Below are 22,615 nucleotides of genomic sequence, written 5' to 3' on the forward strand. Positions count from 1 at the left end.
GAATCGGACGATCCGGTCTCCCGGTCGTCGCGGTCCGGAACCTGCCCGCGAATGGTCAGAGGATTGAGACGGCGGCGTGACAGTTCTGTTACGGCGTTCGGCCAGTGTCCGCGCCGGTTTGGGAGGGCCTCAAGGCGTCTTCCGCGCCGCCGCGGGGAAATAGGCCGTAAACACCGTCCCGCGCCCCGGCGCGCTCTCCACGGTCAGGCCGCCGCCATGCCGGTTGACGATGTGCTTGACGATGGCCAGCCCCAGGCCGGTGCCCGCCCGCTCTCCGCTCTTCTGCCCCTCGACGCGGTAGAACCGCTCGGTCAGGCGGGGCAGATGCTCGCGGTCCATGCCCGGACCGTGGTCGCGTACGGTGACGGCCGCGTAGCGACGCCCCGGCTCGCGATCGGGAGTCACCAGCGGCAGCCGCGTGGCGCCTTCGCCCCGGTTCCCGCCCGACCAGGGCGCCGAGGCATGGTCCAGGGTCACCTCGGGCTGGACGACGATCTCGACGACGTCGCCTTCGGACGAGTATTTTATGGCGTTGTCGACGAGGTTCTGGACCACCTGGACGATCTCGTCGCGGTCGCCCCGCACCGGGGCGCTTACCGCCCGGTCCTGCACCACCACCCCCACCTTGCGTTCGGCGGACAGGACGCTGACGGCGTCGATCACGTCCGAGGCGGCCCGGGCCAGGTCGACCCGGCCCGCCGGCGGGATGTGCTCGTTCAGTTCGATCCGGCTCAGCGACAGCAGGTCGGCGACCAGACGGCTCATCCGTTCGGCCTGGGTGGCCATGATGTCGAGAAACCTGTCGCGCGCCTTCGGATCGTCGCGGGCATGCCCCCTCAGCGTCTCGATGAAGCCGGACAGCGAGGCCAGCGGGGTGCGCAGTTCGTGGCTGGCGTTGGCGAGGAAGTCGACCCGCATCATCTCGGTGCGCCGCACGTCGGTCTCGTCGCGCAACACCACCAGGGCCTGGGCGTGGCCGCCGGCCGGGGGCAGGGGACGGGTCAGCGCCCGCCAGTGCCGGGAGCGGGCCCCGGCCCCGGCGTAGTCGGTGCTCCGCTCGACGCCGCCGAACAGGGCCTCGTCGACCGCCTCCAGCACCGCCGGGTCGCGGACGGCGGAGACCAGCAGCGTGCCCTCGCGGGGAATCTTCAGCAAGTCGCGCGCCGCGCCGTTGGCCAACACCACCCGACGGCTCGCGATGTCGTCCGCTTCGCCGCCCGACACCACCAGCACCGGATCCGACAGCGCCTCGAACAGGCCGTCGAGCAGGGCCTGGTCCGCCAGCGGCCCGTCTGCCCCGGACTGACCCGCGGCGGCGCCGCCGCCGGAAAGAGGCGCGCCTGTGGGCCGCCGGTTGACCGCCCAGGCCGTCAGCGTCACCAGCGCCGCTCCCGCCAGCAGCGGCCCTGCGAGCTCCCGATGCCACGCCGCCAGCCCGACGAGCACCACGACGGCCACGGCGGCGCTGGCCCCTGCCGTCCACAGGCGGGACCCGGGCGGCGGCGCGACGGGCGAGGGGGGAATTTCGTAAGGCATGCGGGATTCCGGCGGCGCGCCGACTCTATCCACCGAACATGACACGGAATTCACGACAAAGGCACGGCGGCCGAGCGGGGAGGTGTTGTCAAACGTCCTTTACAATCCTACCAATGTCCAGGAACCGGCACCCGGCGGAGGGCATATGACAGCGGCATTGACGCTTGAGGGCGTGAGCAAACGCTACGGCGATTTCCAGGCCGTGCGCGACCTCAGCTTCCAGGTCGAGAAGGGCACGATCTGCGGCTTCCTCGGTCCCAACGGCGCGGGCAAGACCTCGACCCTCCGCATGATCCTGGGCCTGCAGCCGGCGACGTCGGGGCGGATCGTCATTCTCGGCGCCGACGACGGGCGCAAGGTGCGTGACCGGATCGGCTTCCTCCCCGAGGAACGCGGTCTCTACAAGAAGATGACGCCGGTCGACGCCATCGCCTTCTTCGGCGCCCTGAAGGGCCTGCCGACGGGCGAGGGCCGCAAGCGGGCCCGCGAGATGCTGGACGCGCAGGGCCTCGGCGCCGCCAAGCGCAAGAAGATGAAGGAGCTGTCCAAGGGCATGTCCCAGAAGGTGCAGCTGATCGCCTCGGTGGTGCACCGGCCGGAGTTCGTGATCCTCGACGAGCCCTTCTCGGGCCTCGACCCGGTCAACCAGCAGGGGCTTGAGGCGATGATCCGCGGACTCGCCGCCGACGGAGCCACGGTGCTGTTCTCGACCCATGTGATGCAGCACGCCGAGCGGCTGTGCGACAAGGTCGTGCTGCTGGCCCGGGGCCGCAAGGCGTTCGAGGGGACGGTCGCCGAGGCCTGCGCCTCGTCGCCGCGCTTCCTCGAACTGGAGGGCGCCATCGCTCCGGATCAGGCGGCGGCGCTGCCCGGCGTCAGCGCCGTGAAGATAATATCGGAAGCCGATGGCGTCCGCGTCCTGAAGGCAGGCCTGACGCCCGGCGGCCGGGGACAGGATGCGCTCAAGGCGGCCTTCCTCAACGGTCTGGACGTGCGGCGTTTCGAGCTGCGCGAGCCGACCCTGCACGACGCCTTCATCGGCCTGACCGGCGACAACCCCGATCAGGACCAGTCCGTCAAAGCCGCGGAGGCCGCCCGATGAAACGCACCCTGCTGATCGCCCGGCGCGAGTTCGCCGCCTACGCCAAGACTGTCGGCTTCTGGCTGTCGCTGCTGGCCTTTCCGATCTTCGGCGTCCTGGGCGGCGCCATCCCGGTGCTGATGAAGTCGAGCGAGCCGATCCGCGAGGTCGTCGTGCTGGAGGAAGGGCCGCAGGCGACCGGCCTCGCCGCCTCCGTCCAGTCCGTGCTGCAGCAGGAGAAGGATCGTCGCGAGGAAAGACGCCGCGAAGCCGAGGCCGAGGCCGAAAAGGCCGGCGGCAAGTCCGGGGCCGCGGCGGCCGGCGCCGCGCTGAGCCAGCTGGACGGGCTCAAGATGACCATCGTCACGCCGCCGGCTGATCTGGCGGCCTCGGCTCCGGGGCAAGCCCGCGAGGAGCTCGTCCGTCGCTATCTCGGCGATGAGGTCCCGGAGGCGCAGCAGCTCGATTCGGTCGTGCTTCTGGACCGGGTCGACGGCAAGCCGAGCGCCCGGGTGTGGACCCGCCGCGCCTCGGACGATTCGGTGGGGAATTTCATCGAGCGCGCCCTGAAGGACGCCAACCGCAGCGAGGTCTTCCAGTCGGTCGGCATCGACGTGGCGGTGGTGGAAGCGACCAACAGCTTCGAGCCCGAGATCAAGACCCTGTCGCCGAACTCCGCCAGCGGCGGGGAGACCTCCTTCCGGGACGAGTTGCCGGGGATCATCGGCCTGCTCTCCGGCTTCCTGCTGTGGTCGCTGATCATCACCGGCGCCTCGATCCTGCTGAACAGCGTGATGGAGGAGAAGTCGAACAAGATCCTCGAGGTCCTGCTGTCATCGGCCTCGGCGACGGAAATCCTGACCGGCAAGGTGCTCGGCGTGGCGTTGCTGACCGTGACGGTGTTGCTGGCCTGGGGCGGCATCGGCGCGGCGGGCCTGATCGCCGGTCTGCCGCAGTACGCGCCGATGATCGGGGAGGTTCTGCTCAGCAGCGGCCTGCTGTTCTATTTCGCTGTCTACGCCGTCGGCGGCTATCTGATGTACGCGGTGCTGTTCGCGGCCATCGGGGCCTTCTGCGAGACGCCGCGTGACGCCCAGACCCTGATGGGGCCGATCATGATGATCCTGGTCGTGCCGCTGCTGGTCATGCAGATGGCTATCCGCACCCCGGACGCGCCGCTGGTGCAGATCATGTCGTGGATCCCGTTCTTCACCCCGTTCCTGATGAGCGCCCGGGCCCCGTCGGAGCCGCCGATGCTGGAGATCGTCGGCACCATGGCCGGCATGTTCGCCTTCGCCCTGCTGATGATCTGGATCGCCGGCCGCGCCTTCCGGGCGGGGGCGCTGTCGGACGTGAAGCTGAGCTGGAGGAGCTTCGCCGGCGCGATCGGGCGGGGTCGCTAGGCCTCCGCGGCGGAGGCGGCGCGCCGGGCCCGAAGGAGCGCGGTCAGGAAGGCGGCGGCGAAGGCGAGGTGGACCACCAGGAACACCCTGGCCAGTTCGCGCGCCTCGCCCGTCGCCACGCCGTGAACGTCGTTCAGCGCGACCGCCCCGAAGCCGATGGCGTTGGCGATGAGGACTGCGCGCAGCCAGTCCCCGGCGGGGGCTCTGCGCGACAGGGCGTTGAGCGCCGCGATGCCCAGGAATGGTCCGCCGAGCAGCCTCAGCAGGGCGAGAAGCTCCGGCGACGCGTCCGCCGGGACGGCGCCGACTCCGAACTTCACGGTCAGGAACATCAGCGCCAGGCCGATCACGGCCAGATAGAGGGACGAAAGCGTGAGCGTCCAGCGAGCCATGGGACGACGTCCCTCCGGTTGCGTCGCCCGCATCATAGCCGGGACAGCGAGCGGGGCGAATGCCGAGGTGCGACCCAAGAAAAAGGCCGCTCCGGTTGCCCGGGGCGGCCCTTGATCTTCTGTTCGGACGTCGGCTTTAGCCGCGGGCCGGACCGGCGCCCGGGACGCGGGGCTTCGGCGGCGGCAGCAGGCCTTCGCGCTGGGCGCGCTTGCGGGCCAGCTTGCGGGCGCGGCGCACGGCCTCGGCCTTCTGGCGGGCGCGCTTCTCCGAGGGCTTCTCGTAGTGCACGTGGCGCTTCATCTCGCGGAAGCTGCCTTCGCGCTGCATCTTCTTCTTGAGGGCCTTCAGCGCTTGATCGACGTTATTATCGCGAACGAAAATCTGTACCAGGTTGAACTCTCCTTTGGCCGCCCGCCGCGTCCTGTGAGGGAGACGGGCAGACAAATAAAAATCTTCCTCGGCGAACCGGGTCCGCGAGTGAAGGCGGGCTGATACACGAGCGGCCCCGCGCTGTCCAGATCGTCGCGGCAAGATGTGAAGGCTCGAAACGCCCGCGCGACGGGCTTATGCTGGCTGGATGACCGAGGCGCCACACCTGTCGAACGACCCGCCCAAGGGCGACTGGGCCGACCGCATGGAGCAGGCGGTGCTGGACGCCGCCCTCGAGCGTGCGCCGGCGCTGGGCTGGAACAGCCGGATGGTGCGGGCGGCGTGCGAGGCGAACGGCCTGTCGCCGGGGGACGAGGAACTGCTGTTTCCCAACGGGGCGCGGGACCTCGCCGCCCTGCTGTCGCGGCGGCATGACGACCGGGCGATGGCGTCGCTGGCCGACGTCGATCCGAAGTCGCTGAAGATCCGCGAGCGAATCGCCCGCGCGGTCTCGGCGCGGATGGAGGCGGGGGCCGCCGATCTGGAGGCGACGAAGCGGTGCGCCGCCTTCCTGGCTCTGCCGACCAATGTCGATCTCGGCCTGCAGCTGGCGTGGGAGACCGCCGACGAGCTGTGGAACTGGGCCGGCGACACCGCCACCGACTGGAACCACTATTCCAAGCGGGCGATCCTGTCGGGCATCCTGATCCCGGCCCTGACCATGCGCTGGTTCGCCGGCAAGGACGCCGCCGACGCCTTCGTGGCGCGCCGCATCGACAACGTCATGGCCTTCGAGAAATGGAAGGCCGGCAAGGATTTCGACGCGCCGCTGCGGAAGGTCACCGACGTGCTCAGCCGGTTGAGGTACGGGGCCAAGACCGGGGTCTAGAGCGGCTTCACCCGGTTGACGTGGCCCATCTTGCGGCCATGGCGGGCCTCGGCCTTGCCGTAGAGGTGCAGGCGGGCGTCGGGCTTGCCGGACAGGCTCTGCCACTGCTCGACCTCGTCGCCGAGCAGGTTGGTCATCTCGACGCGGGCGTGGGCGGTCGTGGGGCCCAGCGGCCAGCCGGCGATGGCGCGGATGTGCTGTTCGAACTGGTCGCAAACGCAGCCGTCCTGGGTCCAGTGGCCGGTGTTGTGGACGCGCGGCGCGATCTCGTTGACCAGCAGCGTGCCGCCGCCGATGTCGAACAGCTCGACGCCGACCACGCCGACGTAGTCGAGGCCTTCGAGGACGGCCTTGGCGATGGCCTTGGCCCGCTTCTCCGTCTTCGCGTCGACGGGGGCGGGGGCGACGGTGGTCTTGAGCACGCCGCCCCTGTGGGTGTTCTCGCCCAACGGATAGACGGCGATCTTTCCGTCGCGGCCCCGGGCGGCGATGACCGACAGTTCGCGGGTGAAGGCGGCTCTGGCTTCGAGGATGGCGGGGCGTTCGCCGACGGCGTGCCAGGCATCGGCGGCCATTTTGGCCGAACGGACCCAGACCTGCCCCTTGCCGTCATACCCCTCGCGCCGGGTCTTGAGCAGGGCGGGCGCGCCCAGCCGCTCCAGCCCGGCCAGCAGGTCGTCGAGGCTGTCGACCGGGACGAAGTCGACGGTGGCGGCGCCGACGCCGTTGAGGAAGGTCTTCTCCTCGACCCGGTCCTGGGCCACGGCCAGAGCCTTGGGGCCGGGGGCGACGAGCGCCCCGCCTTCCGCCAGTGTGGCCACGGAGGCAGCCGGCACGTTCTCGAACTCGAAGGTCACGGCCTGGGCCACGCGACCGAGCACGGTCAGGGCGGTGAGGTCGTCATAGGCGGCGACGATCTGGCCCTGCGACACCCGTCCGGCGGGACTGTTCTCCTCCGGATCGAGGATGACGACGTTGAAGCCGAGCCGCGACGCCGCCTGGCTGAGCATCCGGCCCAGCTGGCCGCCGCCGAGTATGCCGAGGGTGGAGCCGGGGGGGAGGGGCGTCACTCAGTCCTCGACCGTCTCGTGGACCGCCTCGGTCTGGGCCTCGCGGAAGGCGGCCAGTCGTCCGGCCAGCGTCTCGTCCGAGAGGGCCAGGATCTGCGCGGCGAGGATGCCGGCGTTCTTGGCGCCCGGCTCGCCGATGGCGAGGGTGGCGACGGGCACGCCGCCGGGCATCTGGGCGATGGAGAGCAGGCTGTCCATGCCCTTGAGGGCTTTGGACTCGACCGGCACGCCGAGCACCGGCAGCTCCGTCATCGAGGCGGCCATGCCGGGCAGGTGGGCGGCGCCGCCGGCCCCGGCGATGATGACCTTGTAGCCTGCGGCCCGCGCACCGGTGGCGAAGTCGAACAGCCGTTTCGGAGTGCGGTGGGCCGAGACGACCTTCGCCTCCCAGGCTACGCCGAGGCGATCCAGCGCTTCCGCGGCGTGCTTCATCGTCGGCCAGTCCGAGCGGCTGCCCATGATGATTGCAACGGGCGGGGTCTGAGTCGCCATGCACGCGCCTTTCGCGGGAAAGCGGCGCGATACAGGACTCGCGTTGCGCCCGCAACCGAGGGCGTTAGGCTGAACGCGGGTCGGAGCCGAGTGAGTCGCCGGCCGGGGAGCCTTTTTCTTCTGTGACCGACGCGGCCGTCATCGACCCCATCGCCGAGATCGAACGGCTCCGCGCCGAGGTCGAGGCCCTGCGCCGCCGCGCCGAGGCGGCGGAGGCGGCGGCCGATCATGACGTCCTGACGCCGGCGCTCAACCGGCGCGGCTTCGTGGCCGCCATGAAGAGCGCCATGGCCTTCTGCCAGCGCCACGAGGTGCCGGCGGTCCTGCTGTATCTCGACCTCGACGGCTTCAAGGGGGTGAACGACGCCCTGGGCCATGCGGCAGGGGACGCCGCCCTGATCCACGTCGCCGAGATGATGCGCGCCAACCTGCGCGAATCCGATGCCGTCGGCCGGCTGGGCGGCGACGAGTTCGGCCTGCTGATGCTCAACGCGGGTCTCGACGAGGGCCGCGAGAAGGCCCGCAAGCTGGCCGCCGCCCTCGAGGAGGCCCCGTTCGAATGGGAAGGCCGCTCGGCCGGCCTCGGGGGCTCCTTCGGCGTCCGCGCCTTCGCCGCGCACACCGACCCGGAAGTCTGGCTCGCCGAAGCCGACGCCGCCATGTGGGTCAGGAAGAAGGGCCGCTGAGCCTCAGGCGATGATGTCCGGCAGGACGATCGCCTCGATCTTCACGATCTCGTCGCGCAGAGTCAGCTTCTTGCGCTTCAGCCGGGCGATGGTCAGCTGGTCCGGCACGGGCATCCGGGCCAGCGCCTCGATGGAGGCGTCGAGGTCGGCGTGCTCTTGGCGCAGCTCCTTGAGTCGGGCGTGCAGCGCCAGCTCTTCCTCGCTCAGAAACGGATCGTCGTCGTTCATCTTCAGGCCCCGGAGGCGGCTGTATAACGCGCCGGCGGTCAGGCCGGAAGCCGTTCGGCCAGCTGGATCAGTCCGGCCCGCGGCGTCATCGGCGACCACTGGCGCGCAACGGCGACCAGGGCGTCCAGCACAGGCCGCGGCCCGCCCTCTGGCGGCGGCGCGAGCGCCTCGAGCGCGGCCAGCAGCCGGCGTTCCGCCTCCAGCTCGACGGCCTTGACCTGGCTGCGCACGGCCTCGCGATCGGCGTCCTCCAGATCGGGATTGCGGCCCTTGAGGGTGCGCCGGACGGCCCGCAGCGGCGCGATGGCCGCCTCCTGCCAGGCGCGGGCCACGTCGCAGGCGGCCTCCAGCGTGTCGGCGTCCGGCCGGCGTCCGCTGCGCGCGGCCCAGGCGGCCCACAGCAGCAGGGGCACGTTCTGGCCGGCGGCGTCCTGGAGGTGCAAGCAGGCCTCCTCGACCCCCTCCGAGCCGTAGGCGCGCACCGCCCAGTCCCACAGCCGGTCGTCGGGCGTCATTCCGCCGTCGTCGGCTTCAGGCCGGCCCAGCGCTTCACGCCGGACCATTCCAGTCCGAACAGGTCCAGGGCGCGGCCGACCGACTGGTCGATCATCGCCTCGATCGAGGCGGGGCGGGCGTACAGGGCCGGCAGGGGCGGTGCGATGATCGCCCCCATCTCGGTCAGGGCCGTCATGGTTCGCAGGTGGCCGAGATGCAGCGGCGTTTCGCGCACCATCAGCACCAGCGGCCGCCGTTCCTTGAGCACGACGTCGGCGGCGCGGGTCAGCAGGGTCGAGGTCACGCCGGTGGCGATCTCGCTCATGGTCCGCACCGAGCAGGGGGCGACGATCATGCCCATGGTCCGGAACGAGCCCGAAGCGATGGAGGCGCCGACGTCCTGAAGGCGGTGCGTCACGTCGGCGCGGGCCATCAGGTCGTCGGCCGAAAGATCGGTCTCCTGCGACAGGGTGAGCAGGGCGGCGCGGGTGACGACGAGATGGCTCTCGACGCCGAGGTCCCGCAGCGCGTCCAGCGTCCGCACGCCATAGGCCGCGCCGGAAGCGCCGGAAATCCCGACGATGAGGCGGGGAGGCGAGGCGCGTACGGCTCCGTTCAAATCATCGGCCATTTTCGGGTCCACGATCGTCGGGTCCGGACGGCCGGCGGCCTCACCGGAAAGTGATTCCACAGCCGGTCGAGCCGGGCGCTCAATCTAGTGGTCCCTTAGACATGGAGGCGCAAGCCATGACCATCGAAGCTCGTATCCGCGAACTGGGAAATCGTCACCGCGTTCTGGACCAGACCATCCAGCGTGAAATGACCCACCCGGCGGCGGACTCGCTTCGCGTCAGGGAGCTCAAGCAGCAGAAGCTCCGGCTCAAGGAACAGATCACCAGCCTGGAGGCCCGAACGCATTAGCGACGGCCTCCCGCAGAAGGAACGACGGCCCCGGAGCGATCCGGGGCCGTTTTCAGTCTCAGTCCTTCTTGCCGAAGACGGATTCGGCGGTCGGCTCGGCGCCGCGGCGTTCGCGGGCTTCCGGCACGAATTCCGGCTCGGCGGGCTCGGGCGCGTCGACGGGCTGGAGCGTGGCCCCGCCCTTCTTGGCGTCGTCCTTCGCCTTCTTGTCGGCGGCCTTCTTGACCAGTTCGTCCAGCGCCAGCTGGCCGACGAGGCCCAGCGTCACCGGGTCGACCGGCTTGATGTTGGCGCTGTTCCAGTGGGTGCGGTTGCGCACGCTCTCGATGGTCGACTTGGTGGTGCCGAGCAGCTTGGCGATCTGGGCGTCCGTGACTTCCGGGTGATTGCGCACGAACCAGGCGATGGCGTCCGGGCGGTCCTGGCGGCGCGAGACCGGCGTGTATTTCGGGGCCGGCTTGTGGCTCTTCATCAGCTCGGCGTGGCGGCTGACCACCGCCTGCATGCGGTAGGTCTCGTCGTTCTGGGCCTTGTCCAGCTCCTCGCGGGTCAGCTGGCCGTTGACGAGCGGGTCGGCGCCGCGGATGTCGCGGGCCACGTCGCCGTCGGCGATGCCGCGCACTTCCAGCGGGTGCAGGCCGCAGAAGTCGGCGATCTGCTCGAAGGTGAGGGAGGTGTTGTCGACCAGCCAGACCGCGGTGGCCTTGGGCATCAGGATGTCGGTCATGAGCGTCTTTGCTTCTGTTTTTGGCCCGCCGCGGCGAGCTCCGGATACGACGGCGCCCGACCTTTCGGCCGGGCGCGGAGAGCACCGATATAGGCCCATTCGCGGCAAAAGAAAACGAAAGCCGACATCGCCATACAGCCAAGGTTCATCGGCGAAGCTGAACAGTGCCTCCACGGACGCGTTGTGCGTCGTTGAAACCCGATGGAGGGACCCATGTTGATCCAAACCCTCGCCGCCCTGGCTGTGATGTCCGGCGGCCCCGCGCAGGAGGCGGCGCCCTTCGCCCCCGGCGGCCAGGAGCGCGTCGCGCCCCGTGGCGACTACCGCGACAGCTGCAGCGGCGAATACGTCAACCGCGGCCGGCTGTACGCCGACTGTCGGGACCGTCGAGGAAACGTGCGCGGCACATCCATCGAGCTGAACCGCTGCTCCGACTATGAAATCCGCAACGACAACGGCCTGCTGGTCTGCGGGCCGCATCGCGGGACCTTTGAAGGTCGTCCCGGCGGCGGCGGACGTCCCGACGACGACGGCGGCTGGGGCGGCGGCCGGCGCAACGAGATCACCGTCTATCGCGACGCCCTGTATCGCGGCGCCTCCGCCACCTTTCGGGGCGACATGTCGAACCTGCGCAACACGGAGTTCAACGACGCGATCAGTTCGATGCGGTTCCGCGGCACGTGGGAAGTCTGCACCGACGCCTATTTCCGCGGCACGTGCCGGACCTTCAGCGACGACGTCTGGAACCTGCAGCAGCACGGTCTGAACGACCGGATTTCGTCGCTGCGGCCGGTTCGCGGCGGTCGCCGCTAGGCCGTCAGCACGATCTTGCCGACGTGGCCGCCCGCCTCCAGCCTGAGGTGGGCGGCTGAGGCCTGTTCCAGCGGGAAGACCGCGTCGATGGGCGGCCGGACCAGGCCCTCGGCCAGCCAGGGCCAGGCGGTCGCCTCCACCGCTCCGATCAGCCGCGCCTTCTCGGCGGCGGGGCGGGCGCGCAGGGTCGAGCCGGTCAGGATGATGCGCTTCATCATCAACCGGCCCAGATCGATCTGCGCCAGCGCGCCGGACAGGGTGGCGATGACCACCCAGCGACCGAACGGCTTCAGCACCGACTGATTGAGGGCCGCATAGTCGGCACCGACCATATCCAGGACCACGTCAACGCCGCCGAAGGCGGTGATCGCGGCTTCGAGGTCGTCGGACCGCGCGTCGAGGCTGAGGTCCGCGCCGAGGGCCCGGGCGGCCTCCGTCTTGTCTGCGCCGCGCGAGGTGGCGATCACCCGGGCGTTCGCCGCCTTGGCCATCTGGATGGCGGTGACGCCGATGCCGCTGGTCGCGCCGTGGATCAGCAGGGTTTCGCCGGGCTTGAGGGCGCCGTCCTCGAAGACGTTGGTGAAGACGGTGCACACGGTCTCCGGCAGGGCGGCGGCCTGCACGAAATCGAGGCCGTCGGGGATGGGCACGGCGTGGCGGGCGTCGACGACGGCGTAGTCCGCATAGCCCCCACCGCCGAGCAGGGCGCAGACCCGGTCGCCGACGGACCAGCGGCCGACGTCCTCCCCCACCTGATCGACCTCGCCGGCGACTTCCAGCCCGAGGATATCGGAGGCGCCGGGCGGCGCGGGGTAGCGGCCGAGGCGCTGCAGCAGGTCAGGACGGTTCACGCCGGCGGCGCGCACGCGGATGCGGATCTGCCCGGGGCCGGCGACCGGATCGGGCCGCTCGACCAGCGTCAGCGCCTCCGCTGGTCCAGATCCGCCGGTGATTTCGACAGCCCGCATCGGCCCCCCGTTCTTGCAATCGTCCCTGTCCGGGCGTTCAGATAGGCGCTTGCCTGTGGATTGGCCAAGAAGGAGGCGGTGATGTTCGAGGACCTGGAGCCCCGTCCGGCGCGCGGCGCGCCCCTGATCGCCCTGACGCGCGAAGACCTGGACGGCTATTCGGTCGAGGACCTCAAACAGCGCATCGCCGGGCTGGAAGCGGAGATCGCCCGCTCGAAGGCGGCCATCGACGGCAAGTCGTCGCAGCGCAACGCGGCCGACGCCATGTTCAACTTCCGCTCCTGAAACGCTCCTGAATCAGTCTGTTGGCATGGCCGTTGCAGACGGCAATGGCGCCGCGCGAAACCGTGCCGGTCGTGATACGGATGCGCCTTGCACATGAGTCTGACCGAGTTGATGCCCAGCGACGAACTCATCCCCACCGGACGCAGCCGCGCCGCCGTCGTCGACGACTTCGCCCGGTCGGAGCTGTTCGACCGCACCTTCCGCGAAGGCATGGAGCTGGTCGAGGAGACCGCCGCCTATCTGGATGGCGACGGGCGGCGTGAATCCAAGCTGTTGTCGCGGGCCACGGCCCTGGCCTATGCCGGCGAGAGCATGAAGCTGACCACGCGGCTGATGCAGATCGCCTCCTGGCTGCTGGTGCAGCGGGCGGTGCGCGAGGGCGACATGACGGCGGCGGCGGCGTGCGAGCCCCGCTACCGTCTGGCCGAACGCAAGATCGAGGCCGAGCCGACGCACCCCGAACTGCCCATCGCCCTGATCGAATACGTGGTGCGGACGGAGAAGCTGTACGACCGCGTGCTGCACCTGGACCGGCGCATGTACCTGGACGCGCCCGAGGAAGAGGCGGTCAATCCGGTGCAGAGCCAACTGGACCGGCTGGCGGCGGCGTTCCGTCAGTAAGCCTACGGCCCGACGTCGTTGGCGACGTTGCGGCCGTCATCGACCGGTCGGGGCAGGCTGACGGCGATGCCGAGGGCCTCGGCCAGCTTGTCGTCGCGGCCGTAGACATCCTCGCGGAAGGCGACGCGGCCCTGACCGTCGACGAAGGCGGTCCAGTAGAGCAGGCGCACGGTGATCTCGCGGCCGGTCTGGATGCGCTTGGTCTCGCGGGTGTCCTGGGCCTCGTCGAACTCGGCCAGCAGGACCGGATCGGGCGACAGCAGCAGGCGGGCGAAGTCGACCGCGCCCTGGACCCGCACGCAGCCGTGGCTGCGCTGGCGCATGGACAGGTTGAAGGCCGCCTTGGACGGGGTGTCGTGCAGGAAGATGGCGTAGCTGTCGCGCAGCTCGAACTTCACGTAGCCGAGGGCGGCGGTGGGCCCGGCGCGCTGGATCACCTGGCCGTTCGAGATGTACATGTTCTGGCTGGCCAGATAGCCGGGGCCCTTGGGCAGGATCTCGTTGCGGGCGATCGAGGCGGGCACGTACCACGGCGGATTGGCCACGACCGAGGCGAACTGCTTCTCGAGGCTGGGGGTCTGGTTGCTGGGCGAGCCGCACACGACGCGGTTCGAGTGAACCGGCTTGCCGTCCTTCCAGTAGACCATGATGGCGGCGGCGGTGTTGACCTCGATCCGCTCGGGGGCGAGGTCGCGCTTCAGCCAGCGGCGGCGTTCGAGGTTGAGCGCGATCTGGCGGGCGCGGTCCTCGGCCGAGGCCGACAGCGAACGCTGGGTGCCCGTGCCGATGCGGCCGTCGGCGCCCAGTCCGTGGCGGACCTGGAAGCCCTTTACCGCCTCGACCAGTTCGGGGCCGTAGAAGGCGCCCGTCGCCGCCAGGCGGGCGCCGTCGGCGGCGGACAGGTCGCCCTCCGCGACGAGGCGCTGGATCAGGATCGGGATGCGGGCGTCGCTGGTCCCCGGCTCGATGGTCGGGCCCATCTGGAAGGTCGGCCAGCCGCGGCCGTCGCGGATCATCCGGCGATAGCGCACATAGCCCGCCGACAGGTTGGAATAGCCGATATCGGTCGGGGCCAGCCCCTCGTACCAGTCCACCAGCCGGGTCTGGGCCAGGGCGTCGTTCAGGCCGACGGGCAGGTCGACGCGGTTCTTCTGCATCTCCCACAGGTCTTCGACCGTCTCGGGCCGCACCCGGCCTTCGGACAGGACGCGGGCGTAGCCGAGCGCGGCGGCGGTGGTGCGCATCTCGGCGGTGGCGGGGGTCGCGGCGAGGGCCTCGAAGTCGAAGAAGTCGACCTGGGACAGGCCGTGGCGTTCGGCGCGGGCGGCGGCCCCGCGAAGGGCCTGCAGGCGCTCGGGCGTCCACACGGGCCGCCAGCCGTTCAGTTCGTAGAAGGCGCGAACGTCCGGCTGGACCGTGGCGGGCAGGCGGGCCAGCTGGTCGTTGAAGCTGTCGTAGAAGGCGACCGACGCCGGGTCGCGGGTCTGCGCCCTCGCGGCGAACCCGCTTGCCGACGCGATGGCCGCCGCCGCCGCGCCCAGACCCAGTTGCCGTCGATTCATCACTGCTGCTCTTCGCCCGATTCCACGCAGGACCCTGCGTCCACGCCCCGGTGGTCCAACGCGGGCATGTTATCGGCGTTCCGGCCAAACAGAAAGGCGCCGGTCCGGGGACCGACGCCTTCGTGATCGTCTTGCCGTCGGGTGTGGCCGCAAAGCCAGACCGACTACTTCTTGATGAAGCCGCCGAACTTGTTGTTGAAGCGCGAAACGCGGCCGCCCCGGTCCAGCATCTGCTGGTTGCCGCCGGTCCAGGCCGGGTGGGTCAGCGGGTCGATGTCGAGGTTCAGGACGGCGCCTTCCTTCTGGTAGGTGGAGCGCGTCTGATAGGTCGTACCATCCGTCATCGTCACGGTGATGAAGTGGTAGTCGGGGTGCGTATCGGCCTTCATGGTCGTTGTCCGGTCTCTGCGCGATGACGATGCCGACCGTCGGTGCGCGAAAATGAGAAACCCGCCGGGAGGCGGCGGGAATGAGCGGCGGCGTTTACACCGGGGGCCGTTCCGGGGCAAGAGGCCCGCTCCATGACTGACTCCACCGCTCCCGCCCCCGACGTCGCCGACCTTCGCGGACGGCCGGGCGCCGGCGCGCTTCTGGCCGAGCAGATGAGCGATGCGGGCCAGCGGCGGGCGAAAAAGCGCGACATCCGCCCGCTGGGCCGGCTGCTGCCCTACGCCCTGCGCCACAAGGGCCATATGGCGATGGCCGCGGTCTGGCTGATCCTGTCCACCACCGCCTCGCTGGCCCTGACGGTGACGGCGCGCGGGGCCATCGACAACGGCTTCGAGAACAACGGCGCGCAGCTGAACCTGTGGTTCATGGTGCTGGCGGCCAACGCCCTGTTCCTCGGCGTGGCGACGGCGGTGCGCTATTTCTTCGTCACCAAGACCGGCGAGCGGGTCATCGCCGATGTGCGCAAGGGGCTGTTCGACCGCATCCTGACGCTGGACCCCGCCTTCTACGCCCGGATGCGCACCGGCGAGGTGCTGTCGCGACTGACCACCGACATCGCCCTGGTCGAGACGCTGCTGACTACCTCGGTCTCCTACGCCCTGCGCAACGCCCTCACCCTGATCGGCGGCACGGCGCTGCTGTTCGTGGTCAGCCCCAAGCTGACCGGGCTGGTGCTGCTGGTCGTGCCGCTGCTGCTGGGGCCGCTGTTCCTGTTCGGCCGCCAGGTGCGCAAGCTGACCGTGGCCTCGCAGGACCGGTTCGCCAGCGCAGTCGGCTTCGCCGGCGAGAGCGTCGACGCCATCGAGACGGTGCAGGCCTTCGGCCGCGAGAAGAGCGCCATCGCCCGCTTCGGCGAGGCGGTCGAGGCGGCGTTCGGCGTGTCGCTGGTGCGCATCCGGGCGCGGGCGCTGATGACCGCCATGATCATCACCGTGATGTTCGGCGGCGTGACCCTGGTGCTGTGGCTGGGGGCGCAGGACGTGATCGCCGGGCGGATGAGCCCCGGGGCCCTGCTGCAGTTCGTGCTGCTGTCGGTGTTCGCGGCCGGGGCCGTGGGCGCCCTGGGCGAGAGCTGGGGCGACGTTCAGAAAGCCGCCGGGGCCATGGAGCGGATCGACGAGCTGATGCGCAGCACGCCGTCGATCGCGCCGCCCGCCGAGCCGCGCGCCCTGCCGGAGCCGCCGGTCGGCGAGGTGTCGATGTCGGCGGTGCGGTTCAGCTATCCCGGACGACCCGACCTGCCGGCGCTGAAGGGCTTCTCCCTGACCGTGCGGCCGGGCGAGACGGTGGCGCTGGTGGGGCCGTCGGGGGCGGGCAAGAGCACGGTGTTCCGCCTGCTGCTGCGCTTCTACGATCCGCAGGCGGGCGTGGTCTCGGTCGATGGCGTCGACGTGCGCGACGCCGATCCGACAGCCGTGCGCGGACGCTTCGCCTGGGTCTCTCAGGAGGCGCCGTTGTTCTCGGGTTCCGCGAGCGAAAACATCCGCTTCGGGCAAGAAACCGCCACTCTGGATGAGGTGCGGAGGGCTGCGGATGAGGCCCAGGCCCTGGCCTTCATCGAGGCCCTGCCGGAGGGCTTCGACACGCCGCTGGGCGAGCGGGGCAAGAGCCTGTCCGGAGGGCAGCGCCAGCGCATGGCCATCGCCCGCGCCCTGGTCCGCGACGCCCCCATCCTGCTGCTCGACGAGGCCACCTCGGCGCTGGACGCCGAGAACGAACGGCTGGTGCAGGCGGCGCTCGATCAGGCCATGGAGGCCCGCACCACCCTCGTCATCGCCCACCGCCTCGCCACCGTGCTGCGCGCCGACCGCATCGTGGTGATGGACGACGGCCAGGTGGTGGAGGAGGGGACCCACGCGGCCCTCATGGCGAGGGGCGGGCTGTACGCGCGGCTGGCGGAGCTGCAATTCCGCGCGGACTGATCCTGTCCCGGGAAAGGACTGCTACCGACCCGTTGCGGTCATCTCCAGCCCCATCCTCGAATGTGCGATGCAATCAACCGTCGATTCTGTGAGCCGCAGCCCCTTGGCCGCCCGGCCAGATCGGTTAGTCTCATCGAATTCATGGGTTTGCAGGGGGTAAGAATGAGTCGCGTCCTTTTCGTCGCCGCCTTGGCCGTCGCCGTTACAACCGCCGGCTGCTCGTCGTCCGACCTCGCCTATCTGATGGAGGCGGACGAGTACCCGGACCAGACGATCGCTGACATGCACCTGAGCTGTCCCACCGGCGACGTTGTCATCGTCTCCGGCGTCAGTGGCGGCCAATGGTATGGTCGAGCGATCAATCGCACGCAGCGCCGGATCGGCATCAATTTCAGATCCCGGTTTGGGGGTGGCAATCAGTACTTCGCCGACCCAGGTCAAACCACGCAGACACTCTGGAGGTCGCCAATCGACGCGCAGGGCGCCGCCAACGAGGTCGACTGCGACGCCGAGTGACCTGATCCGCTCTCCCGGATGCTCCTGAGAAATCAGGGGTGTCAGCCCCCCAGAAGCCGAGCGGCGGCCCGCGGACAGTCAATTCCGTTGAGGCCGGCGGACCTGAGCCTCCAGGGGGAGGCTCGCAGGCCGGGCTGCAATGGCGAGGCGCTCCAGATGGTCGAACTCGGCATCCCCCAAGGCATCTATCGGATCGCCCCAGATCTTGCCGGCGGCCACCGCCTCCGGGCGCCAGATGCTTTCATCGCCCCGGCGACCATCGGGTGCGATCATGTAAGCCGTATGTTTCAGCTCGTCGTAGCTGGTGTGCAGGCTGATGACCCAGCCGTCGTTGGTGCGCAGGGCAACGTCCCCGTGGCCCGTCTCCTCGTAGGACGGGCCGACATGCGCCCACGTCCTTTCTCCGCGAAGCAGTGAGAGCAAGACTTCAGTGGCTTCCCGAAGGGAGATTTTCGACATGAGGGGACACCCCGGTTGTCCTGCGCGACCGATGCTGTCGTCCAGGCGCCATCAGCGCAAGTCCTCCGCCTTCGCGTTTAGGCTGGCTCGAGCATCCGACAAGGAATGGGAGGCGCGGCCTGGTCCACAGGTCGGCCTGCCACCCTTTGCTAGGCCGTCAGCGCCGGATCGACGAATTTCAGGTTCTCCTCACGCACCTTCGCCGCCGCCTCGTCATACAGGAACGGCAGGAAGGCGAAGCGTTCGCCGCGGGTGACCGGCGTCGCCTCGTGCAGGATCGAGCAGGAGAAGACGCAGGCGCCGCCGGGCGGGGGGCGGTAGGTGCGGTCGCCGAACTCGGGGAACCTCAGGTCGCCGCCGTCGTAGTCGGCGTTCAGATTGATCGACACCGCGAAACGCCGGTGCGCCGTGCCCTTGGTGGTGTTGTCGCGGTGCGGCCGGAAGAAGCCGCCGGTTTCGGCGTCGTAGCGGGCGACCAGATAGCGCTCGATCCGCGTGGGGCGGAAGTTGAACACCTTCTCGATCTGCGGCAGCAGGCGGCGCGTCAGGCGGGCCACCGCCTGTTTCTGCAGCAGGTCGTCCTCGACGATGACGTCCGAGCGCCGCTTGTGCTGGTCGTTCATCATCAGGGTGGTGACGCCGTCGACCTCGCGCATGAAGCCCGACGGCTCGCCGCCGGTCTCGCGATAGAGGGCGATCAGCCGCTCGCAGAAGGCCGGTTCGAAGATGCGCGGGGTCACGAGAACGGGAGCGGTGGACGGGAAGCCGCCGTGCACGGCGGGAGGCGCAAGCGACGGCAGGCGATCGACCAGGGCGCCGGCCTGGTCCGGCCCGACGGCGGCCATGACGTGCAGGGCGGGATCGAGCAGGACCCAGCGCTCCGCCTCGCGCGCGTCATGGAGATCGGCGACGCCGCCATCCGCGTCGAACAGGAAGCGGATGCCCGGAAGGGCGTCCCGCCGCGACTTTCGAGCCTTGTCCTTGCCCACGACGATGATGAAGGCGCTGGCGTGCAGGTCGTTGAAGGCGGCGCGCCGCCGTTCGAGAATTTCAAGCGCCGCCGCGACCGCAGGGCCGGCCTTGACGAAGATGAGCAGCAGATAGCGGCCCGCCGCCGTGTCGAGCACGTAGCGGGGGTTGCTGACCCCTTCGATCGCAAAGGTCGGGGCGGGATCGCCGTAGAGGAGCGCCATGCCGGCACGATGCCCGGCAGGGCGCGGGCTTTACAAGCCTTCTCCGCCTAGCCGGCGGCCATGACGCCGCAGACGACGCGGGCGCCGGCGCCGCCGATCGGCTGGCTCGCATGGTCGTCCATGGCCGCGTGGATCACCAGGGCGGAGCCGTCGGCGTCCCACAGCCACTGGCCCGGGCCGTCGCGGGCGATGCGGGCCCGGGTGGTGAAGACCTCGGCCCGGACCCGGCCGCCGGCGTCGGCGAAGACGTTGGGCAGGTCGCCGTCGTCGGGTCCCTGGGCGTTGAGCAGGCCGTGCGGGGCCTGGGGCTCCCCGTGGTTGATGTGGCCGCCGGCCGAGGTGAAGGGCGCGGCGCACTGGCCCATGGCGTGGATGTGGGCCCCGTGCCAGCCGGGCGTCAGGCCGTCCGCCTCGATGCGGATCAGCAGGCCGGTCGGACCCTGCGTCAGTATGGCCCGGCCGACGTTCTGGCCGGCGGCGTTGAACAGCGTCGCCTCGCCGAAATCGCCGACCGCGGCCCGCGCCGGGCGGTCGGAATAATCATTGGCGGTGACGCTGACGCAGGCCCCGAGGGCACCCAGGAGGGGCAGGGCGGCGAGGGTCGCGAGGCGGGAGGCGCGCATGGTTCAAAATCCCTGTGCAGAGGGGCGCGAAACGGCGGCTTCGCTTTGCCACCACAGCCCCCGGATGCTAGAAAACCCGTTAGCGGATCACGTTCCGATTCCGGCCATTTAAAGCCCGATTTCCTTGACCGACGACAGCTACACCAACGCCCTGCCCCCGTCATCGGGCGCAGGCGGCGATATCTCCACCATCACGATCGAGGACGAGCTGCGCCGCTCGTATCTCGACTACGCCATGAGCGTGATCGTGTCGCGCGCCCTGCCGGATGCGCGCGACGGGCTGAAGCCCGTGCACCGCCGCATCCTGTATTCGATGCACGACCTGAAGATGACGCCCGAGCGGCCCTATTCGAAATGCGCGCGCGTGGTGGGCGACGTGCTCGGCCGGTTCCACCCGCACGGCGACGCCTCGGTCTATATGGCGCTGGTGCGCATGGCCCAGCCGTTCTCGATGGGGCTGATGCTGGTCGACGGCCAGGGCAATTTCGGCTCGGTCGACGGCGATATGCCGGCCTCGATGCGATACACCGAGGCCCGGATGGCCCCGGCCGCCTCGGCGCTGCTGACCGACATCGACAAGGACACGGTCGATTTCCAGCCGAACTACGACGAGAAGGAGCTTGAGCCTGTCGTCCTGCCGGCGCGAATTCCGAACCTGCTGGTCAACGGCGCGGGCGGCATCGCCGTCGGCATGGCGACCAACATCCCGCCGCATAATCTCGGCGAGATCATCGACGCCTGCGTGGCCCTGCTGGACGAGCCGGACATCGCGGACGACCGTCTGCTGGACATCGTCCCGGGCCCGGACTTCCCGACCGGCGGCGAGATCATGGGCCGCTCGGCGCCCCGCAACGCCCTGCGCGAGGGCCGCGGCTCGGTCATCGTGCGCGGCAAGGCCACGATCGAGACCATCCGCAAGGACCGCGAGGCCATCGTGGTCACCGAGCTGCCCTTCCAGGTCAACAAGCAGACCCTGATCGAGCGGATCGTCGAGATGGTCCGCGAGAAGCGGATCGAGGGCATCTCCGATGTCCGCGACGAGTCCGACCGCGACGGCATGCGCATGGTCATCGAGCTGAAGCGCGACGCCTCCGGCGACGTGGTGCTGAACCAGCTGTGGCGCTTCACCGCCATGCAAAGCTCGTTCGGCGTCAACATGCTGGCGCTGAACCACGGCCGGCCCGAGCAGATGGGCCTGCGCCAGCTGCTGGAGGCCTTCCTCGAGTTCCGGGAAGAGGTGGTCGTCCGGCGCATCAAGTTCGAACTGGCCAAGGCCCGTGACCGCGGCCACGTGCTGGTCGGCCTGGCGGTTGCCGTGGCCAATATCGACGAGGTGATCCACATCATCCGCTCGTCGGCCGACCCGACCGAGGCGCGCGAGCGGCTGCAGGGCAAGAGCTGGCCGGTGGGCGACATGATCGCCCTGGTCGAGCTGATCGCCGACCCGCGTTCCATGCTGATCGACGGCGACAAGCTGAACCTGACGGACGAGCAGGCGCGGGCCATCCTGGCGCTGACGCTGAGCCGTCTGACCGGGCTCGGCCGCGACGACATCTTCGGCGAGGCGCGCAGCCTGGCCGACACCATCCAGGGCCACCTGACCCTGCTGTCGGACCGCGCCAACATCCTGGCGGTGATCCGCGAGGACCTGCTGGCGGTGAAGGATGAGTTCGCCGTGCCGCGGCGGACGATGATCGGCGACGGCGACTTCGAACTGGAGGACGAGGACCTGATCCCGCGCGAGGACATGGTCGTGACGGTCACCGTCGGCGGCTACGTCAAGCGGGTGGCGCTGAACGCCTACCGGACCCAGCATCGCGGCGGCAAGGGCCGCTCGGGCGTGGCGATGAAGGACGACGACGCCGTGGTCGGCGTGTTCTCGGCCTCGACCCACACGCCGGTGCTGTTCTTCGCCACCAACGGCAAGGCCTACAAGCTCAAGGTCTGGCGGCTGCCGCTGGGCAACCAGCAGTCGCGCGGCAAGGCGTTCGTGAACCTGCTGCCGATCGAGCCGGGCGACAGCATCATGAACGTGCTGCCGCTGCCCGAGGACGAGGCCGACTGGGGCGCCTACGACATCATGTTCGCCACCAAGTCGGGCGACGTGCGGCGCAACAAGCTGAGCGACTTCGCCACCGTCAACCGGGCCGGCAAGATCGCCATGAAGCTGGAAGACGGCGACTCCATGGTCGGCGTCGCCCTGTGCAAGGCCGACGACGACATCATGCTGACCACGGCGCTGGGACGGGCGATCCGCTTCAAGGCCGACGACGTGCGGGTGTTCAAGGGCCGCGACTCCACCGGCGTGCGCGGCGTCCGCCTGCAGAAGGGCGACGAGGTCATCTCGATGGCCGTGCTGGGCCGGTTCGACGCCACGCCTGAGGAGCGCGCCGCCTACGTGCGCCACGCCAACGCCATGCGCCGCGCCGCCGGCGACGAGGATGACACGCCGGTCGAGGCGGACGACGAGGCTATCGCCGACACGGCCCTGTTGGTCGAGCGGATCGCCGAAATGGGCGCCGCCGAGCAGTTCATCCTGACGGTCACGGAGACCGGCTTCGGCAAGCGCTCGTCGGCCTATGAGTACCGGCGCACCGGACGGGGCGGGCAGGGGCTGACCGCGCACGGCCTCGGCGGTCGGGCCGGCACCCGCCTGGCGGCGTCCTTCCCGGTCGAGGAGGGCGACGACCTGCTGCTGGTCACCTCGGGCGGGCAGATGATCCGCACGCCGGTCGGGCAGGTCCGCATCGTCGGCCGCGCCAGCCAGGGCGTGACCATCTTCCGCACCGCGGAGGGGGAGAAGGTCGTCTCCGTCGAGCGCCTGCCGGACAGCGGCGGCGACGAGGACGGCGAGGTCGAGATCGACGGAGCCGAGGGCGGAGAGGACGGCGGCGAGAGCTGATCTCTCCGCTG

Annotated in this window: 26 protein-coding genes; 11 read left to right on the forward strand and 15 right to left on the reverse strand. The window is 69.9% G+C overall.

Features of this window, described 5'->3' with window-relative positions:
* Positions 1-129: 129 nt before the first annotated feature.
* On the reverse strand, positions 130-1,536 hold the full coding sequence (locus VEA98_RS06840) for a sensor histidine kinase (protein ID WP_324812154.1): 1,407 nt from the start codon (positions 1,534-1,536) through the stop codon (positions 130-132).
* A 145-nt stretch (positions 1,537-1,681) separates the two neighbouring features.
* On the opposite strand from VEA98_RS06840, the gene VEA98_RS06845 reads away from it, so the two are divergent.
* Both VEA98_RS06845 and VEA98_RS06850 read left to right on the forward strand, forming a co-directional pair.
* Positions 1,682-2,638 carry an ABC transporter ATP-binding protein gene (locus tag VEA98_RS06845; RefSeq protein WP_324812157.1) on the forward strand — a complete coding sequence of 319 codons (957 nt, stop codon included), beginning with the start codon at positions 1,682-1,684 and terminating at the stop codon, positions 2,636-2,638.
* The gene (locus tag VEA98_RS06850) at positions 2,635-4,020 is read left to right on the forward strand and encodes an ABC transporter permease (RefSeq protein ID WP_324812160.1); all 1,386 of its coding nucleotides are present in this window, start codon (positions 2,635-2,637) and stop codon (positions 4,018-4,020) included. The genes VEA98_RS06845 and VEA98_RS06850 overlap by 4 nt, the downstream gene beginning before the upstream one ends.
* Here the strand turns inward: VEA98_RS06850 and VEA98_RS06855 are convergent.
* Both VEA98_RS06855 and rpsU read right to left on the reverse strand, forming a co-directional pair.
* Complete coding sequence (locus VEA98_RS06855; RefSeq protein ID WP_324812163.1) at positions 4,017-4,412, reverse strand: hypothetical protein; 396 nt, start codon at positions 4,410-4,412, stop codon at positions 4,017-4,019. The two genes, VEA98_RS06850 and VEA98_RS06855, sit on opposite strands and share 4 nt — an antisense overlap.
* A gap of 136 nt (positions 4,413-4,548) precedes the next feature.
* Complete coding sequence (gene rpsU, locus VEA98_RS06860) at positions 4,549-4,803, reverse strand: 30S ribosomal protein S21 (RefSeq protein WP_168049186.1); 255 nt, start codon at positions 4,801-4,803, stop codon at positions 4,549-4,551.
* A 187-nt stretch (positions 4,804-4,990) separates the two neighbouring features.
* On the opposite strand from rpsU, the gene VEA98_RS06865 reads away from it, so the two are divergent.
* Positions 4,991-5,671, forward strand: a complete 681-nt coding sequence (locus VEA98_RS06865; protein ID WP_324812165.1) for a COQ9 family protein — start codon at positions 4,991-4,993, stop codon at positions 5,669-5,671.
* On the opposite strand, the gene VEA98_RS06870 is transcribed toward VEA98_RS06865, so the two are convergent.
* Both VEA98_RS06870 and purE read right to left on the reverse strand, forming a co-directional pair.
* Complete coding sequence (locus VEA98_RS06870; RefSeq protein ID WP_324812168.1) at positions 5,668-6,741, reverse strand: 5-(carboxyamino)imidazole ribonucleotide synthase; 1,074 nt, start codon at positions 6,739-6,741, stop codon at positions 5,668-5,670. The genes VEA98_RS06865 and VEA98_RS06870 overlap by 4 nt on opposite strands.
* Positions 6,742-7,233 (reverse strand): 5-(carboxyamino)imidazole ribonucleotide mutase, encoded by a 492-nt coding sequence (gene purE / locus VEA98_RS06875; RefSeq protein WP_324812170.1) that lies wholly within the window; start codon positions 7,231-7,233, stop codon positions 6,742-6,744. It abuts the gene before it with no gap.
* A gap of 122 nt (positions 7,234-7,355) precedes the next feature.
* Between purE and VEA98_RS06880 the strand changes: the two genes are divergently transcribed.
* Positions 7,356-7,919 (forward strand): GGDEF domain-containing protein, encoded by a 564-nt coding sequence (locus tag VEA98_RS06880; RefSeq protein ID WP_324812173.1) that lies wholly within the window; start codon positions 7,356-7,358, stop codon positions 7,917-7,919.
* A gap of 3 nt (positions 7,920-7,922) precedes the next feature.
* Here VEA98_RS06880 and VEA98_RS06885 read toward each other — a convergent pair whose 3' ends face one another.
* From VEA98_RS06885 to VEA98_RS06895, 3 genes are read right to left on the reverse strand one after another with little or no spacing between them, the layout of a single operon-like run.
* Complete coding sequence (locus tag VEA98_RS06885; RefSeq protein WP_324812177.1) at positions 7,923-8,147, reverse strand: YdcH family protein; 225 nt, start codon at positions 8,145-8,147, stop codon at positions 7,923-7,925.
* 38 nt (positions 8,148-8,185) lie between these two features.
* The gene (locus VEA98_RS06890) at positions 8,186-8,662 is read right to left on the reverse strand and encodes a TIGR02444 family protein (RefSeq protein ID WP_324812180.1); all 477 of its coding nucleotides are present in this window, start codon (positions 8,660-8,662) and stop codon (positions 8,186-8,188) included.
* Positions 8,659-9,273 carry a UbiX family flavin prenyltransferase gene (locus tag VEA98_RS06895; protein WP_324812183.1) on the reverse strand — a complete coding sequence of 205 codons (615 nt, stop codon included), beginning with the start codon at positions 9,271-9,273 and terminating at the stop codon, positions 8,659-8,661. The genes VEA98_RS06890 and VEA98_RS06895 overlap by 4 nt, the downstream gene beginning before the upstream one ends.
* Positions 9,274-9,389: 116 nt before the next feature.
* On the opposite strand from VEA98_RS06895, the gene VEA98_RS06900 reads away from it, so the two are divergent.
* Positions 9,390-9,563 carry a YdcH family protein gene (locus VEA98_RS06900; protein WP_324812186.1) on the forward strand — a complete coding sequence of 58 codons (174 nt, stop codon included), beginning with the start codon at positions 9,390-9,392 and terminating at the stop codon, positions 9,561-9,563.
* Positions 9,564-9,621: 58 nt separating this feature from the next.
* On the opposite strand, the gene VEA98_RS06905 is transcribed toward VEA98_RS06900, so the two are convergent.
* Entirely contained in the window at positions 9,622-10,290 is a 669-nt protein-coding gene (locus VEA98_RS06905) for a DUF1013 domain-containing protein (RefSeq protein WP_324812189.1), read from the reverse strand.
* A 213-nt stretch (positions 10,291-10,503) separates the two neighbouring features.
* Here VEA98_RS06905 and VEA98_RS06910 point away from each other — a divergent pair, with 213 nt between their 5' ends.
* Positions 10,504-11,103: a beta/gamma crystallin-related protein gene (locus VEA98_RS06910; RefSeq protein WP_324812191.1), complete on the forward strand. Its 600-nt coding sequence runs from the start codon at positions 10,504-10,506 to the stop codon at positions 11,101-11,103.
* On the opposite strand, the gene VEA98_RS06915 is transcribed toward VEA98_RS06910, so the two are convergent.
* Entirely contained in the window at positions 11,100-12,071 is a 972-nt protein-coding gene (locus VEA98_RS06915; RefSeq protein WP_324812193.1) for an NAD(P)H-quinone oxidoreductase, read from the reverse strand. The two genes, VEA98_RS06910 and VEA98_RS06915, sit on opposite strands and share 4 nt — an antisense overlap.
* Before the next feature lie 81 nt (positions 12,072-12,152).
* On the opposite strand from VEA98_RS06915, the gene VEA98_RS06920 reads away from it, so the two are divergent.
* Together VEA98_RS06920 and VEA98_RS06925 are read left to right on the forward strand one after the other, a co-directional pair.
* Positions 12,153-12,356 carry a DUF1192 domain-containing protein gene (locus tag VEA98_RS06920; RefSeq protein ID WP_324812194.1) on the forward strand — a complete coding sequence of 68 codons (204 nt, stop codon included), beginning with the start codon at positions 12,153-12,155 and terminating at the stop codon, positions 12,354-12,356.
* A gap of 93 nt (positions 12,357-12,449) precedes the next feature.
* Positions 12,450-12,977, forward strand: a complete 528-nt coding sequence (locus VEA98_RS06925; RefSeq protein ID WP_414642155.1) for a DUF1465 family protein — start codon at positions 12,450-12,452, stop codon at positions 12,975-12,977.
* A 2-nt stretch (positions 12,978-12,979) separates the two neighbouring features.
* Here VEA98_RS06925 and VEA98_RS06930 read toward each other — a convergent pair whose 3' ends face one another.
* Together VEA98_RS06930 and rpmE are read right to left on the reverse strand one after the other, a co-directional pair.
* On the reverse strand, positions 12,980-14,539 hold the full coding sequence (locus tag VEA98_RS06930; protein WP_324812197.1) for a L,D-transpeptidase family protein: 1,560 nt from the start codon (positions 14,537-14,539) through the stop codon (positions 12,980-12,982).
* A gap of 164 nt (positions 14,540-14,703) precedes the next feature.
* Positions 14,704-14,928 (reverse strand): 50S ribosomal protein L31, encoded by a 225-nt coding sequence (gene rpmE, locus VEA98_RS06935; RefSeq protein WP_324812200.1) that lies wholly within the window; start codon positions 14,926-14,928, stop codon positions 14,704-14,706.
* A gap of 132 nt (positions 14,929-15,060) precedes the next feature.
* Between rpmE and VEA98_RS06940 the strand changes: the two genes are divergently transcribed.
* Positions 15,061-16,911: an ABC transporter transmembrane domain-containing protein gene (locus VEA98_RS06940; protein WP_324812203.1), complete on the forward strand. Its 1,851-nt coding sequence runs from the start codon at positions 15,061-15,063 to the stop codon at positions 16,909-16,911.
* Positions 16,912-17,073: 162 nt separating this feature from the next.
* Complete coding sequence (locus VEA98_RS06945; protein ID WP_324812206.1) at positions 17,074-17,427, forward strand: hypothetical protein; 354 nt, start codon at positions 17,074-17,076, stop codon at positions 17,425-17,427.
* A gap of 78 nt (positions 17,428-17,505) precedes the next feature.
* On the opposite strand, the gene VEA98_RS06950 is transcribed toward VEA98_RS06945, so the two are convergent.
* The 3 genes from VEA98_RS06950 to VEA98_RS06960 form a co-directional block, all read right to left on the reverse strand.
* On the reverse strand, positions 17,506-17,886 hold the full coding sequence (locus VEA98_RS06950) for a DUF7693 family protein (protein WP_324812207.1): 381 nt from the start codon (positions 17,884-17,886) through the stop codon (positions 17,506-17,508).
* Between the two features lie 149 nt (positions 17,887-18,035).
* Positions 18,036-19,079 carry a 2OG-Fe(II) oxygenase gene (locus tag VEA98_RS06955; RefSeq protein WP_324812209.1) on the reverse strand — a complete coding sequence of 348 codons (1,044 nt, stop codon included), beginning with the start codon at positions 19,077-19,079 and terminating at the stop codon, positions 18,036-18,038.
* Between the two features lie 47 nt (positions 19,080-19,126).
* Positions 19,127-19,702, reverse strand: coding sequence for a superoxide dismutase family protein (locus tag VEA98_RS06960; RefSeq protein ID WP_324812212.1), 576 nt, complete (start codon positions 19,700-19,702; stop codon positions 19,127-19,129).
* 124 nt (positions 19,703-19,826) lie between these two features.
* Between VEA98_RS06960 and gyrA the strand changes: the two genes are divergently transcribed.
* Entirely contained in the window at positions 19,827-22,604 is a 2,778-nt protein-coding gene (gene gyrA / locus VEA98_RS06965) for a DNA gyrase subunit A (protein WP_324812215.1), read from the forward strand.
* Positions 22,605-22,615: the final 11 nt, after the last annotated feature.

Origin of the sequence: Brevundimonas sp. (assembly GCF_035627055.1) — a bacterium.
In the GTDB taxonomy this organism is placed as follows: domain Bacteria; phylum Pseudomonadota; class Alphaproteobacteria; order Caulobacterales; family Caulobacteraceae; genus Brevundimonas.